The following is a 1,597-nucleotide window of genomic DNA, read 5'->3' as shown; positions in this document are numbered from 1 at the left end:
GGAGATACCGTGATGCGGATCAAGCAGGAATAAGGTTGGGTGCCAGGGCGGTCGTCCCGCGTCAAGGCTGGCGCTGGCGCGCCACCGCCTTTGGCGGCCTTGGCCTTGACCCGTGCCGCCCGTCCTGACGCTGGCTTGGCATGCGGCTCGGCCGAAGGCCGACCGCTGGGGATCAGGCGGTCGCCTCCTGAGTGGGGTTGGGGTTCCAAGGCCGGCGCTGGCGGGCGACGATCCAGACCGCTGTCGTGAGCTTGCGCATGGCGGCGATGATGGCGAGTTTGGGCGGTTTGCCGCGGGCGCACAGGCCGTCGTGGAAGGCCTTCAGCCAGGGGCTGCGGCGCACGGCCGTCAGAGTGGGCATCCACAACGCCCGTCGCAGGCGAGCCTTGCCGATGGAGGTCAGGCCGGCCCGCTGCCCGCAACGCTTGCCCGACTGCCGGATGGCCGGAACCAGGCCGATGTAGGAGGCGAGGGCGCCGGGGCTGTGGAAGCGGGCGGGATCGTCGAGTTCGGCGATGAGGCGGGCGGCGGTCTGCGGGCCGATGCCCTCGATGCTGGTCAGAAGGCGGCCGATCTCATGGGCTTGCAGCCGGCCGTCGATGTCGCGGTCGATCTCGGCCAGGCGTTGGCGCCACAGCTCGATGTCCTGGCAGACATGACGGACCTGGACCCGGTAGGCTTCGCCCTGATGCGCCCCGACCGTGCTTTTGGCGGCCTGGATCAGGGTGCCGGCCCGCTCCGGGCCGACGGCATGCCGCCCGTCGTAGCGCAGAGCCGCCAGTTGGCCGGGGTCGGCGGCGGCGATGGCCTGCCCGCTGGGGAAGGCCAGCAGGATGGTGGTGGCTAGCCGGCTGTCGAGGGTGTGGACGATCCGGGTGAACTCCGGGAAGGTCAGGTCGACCAGGCGGTGGAGCTGGCGGACCCGGTCGCCGAGATCCTGGACCAGCCGGTCGCGATGGCGGACCAGCTCGCGCAGCTCTTCGGTGGCCGCATCGGGCAGGCGGGTCGGTTGCGGGCGCTTTTGCTGAGCCAGCCGCGCCAGGCCGAGGGCATCGATGCCGTCGGTCTTGGTGCGCGTGAGGTTTTCCTGCTGGAAGCGGGCGGACTGCAAGGGATTGAGCACGACCAGCGGGTAGCCGTTGGCCAGCAAGGCGACCGCCAGGTTCTTCCAGTAGTGGCCGGTTGCCTCCAGGACGACACAGGCGACCGGCGCCAACGGCTTGAGGCAGGCCAGAAGAGCAGCGTGGCCGTTGGCGTTTTCTTCAAAGCGCCGGGCCTTCAGCGTGACGGTCCCTTGTTCATTCACGGCGGCGGCAAAGTGCGTTTCACCGCCGATGTCGATGCCGACGAAGTTCATGGCGAACACCTCCCCGGTCAGCGGTCGGGAGCCTCGGAGCCGATGCTTGTCCTTGCCCTTGTGAATGCGACGCGATGGCGCAAGCCCATCCGCCGGGATACCGTTCAAGTCCTAAGCACCGGACGAGGGCGCCAATCTCCGTAACGAGGCACAAACCTCAAGGCGGACGCGGCGCCCCTCTCCCGTGTCCGTTCAAGCTCTTTCAACACCGAGCCTGAACGTCTGTGCCCGTGATACAAG

1 protein-coding gene is annotated in these 1,597 nt (G+C 68.7%); it reads right to left on the bottom strand.

Annotation, left to right across the window (positions count from 1 at the left end):
* Window positions 1-172: 172 nt before the first annotated feature.
* Window positions 173-1,357, bottom strand: coding sequence for an IS110 family transposase (locus tag JUB11_RS32380; RefSeq protein WP_207462926.1), 1,185 nt, complete (start codon window positions 1,355-1,357; stop codon window positions 173-175).
* Window positions 1,358-1,597 lie beyond the last annotated feature (240 nt).

This window comes from Azospirillum sp. SYSU D00513 (assembly GCF_017356015.1).
GTDB lineage: Bacteria > Pseudomonadota > Alphaproteobacteria > Azospirillales > Azospirillaceae > Azospirillum.
Note: the sequence above shows the minus strand (reverse complement) of the source record. Positions and strands in the feature narration are given on the sequence as shown.

Bases quoted from the DNA above. Each gene is read 5' to 3' on its own strand.
- JUB11_RS32380 (WP_207462926.1), bottom strand. From the start codon at position 1,357: ATGAACTTCGTCGGCATCGACATCGGCGGTGAAACGCACTTTGCCGCC.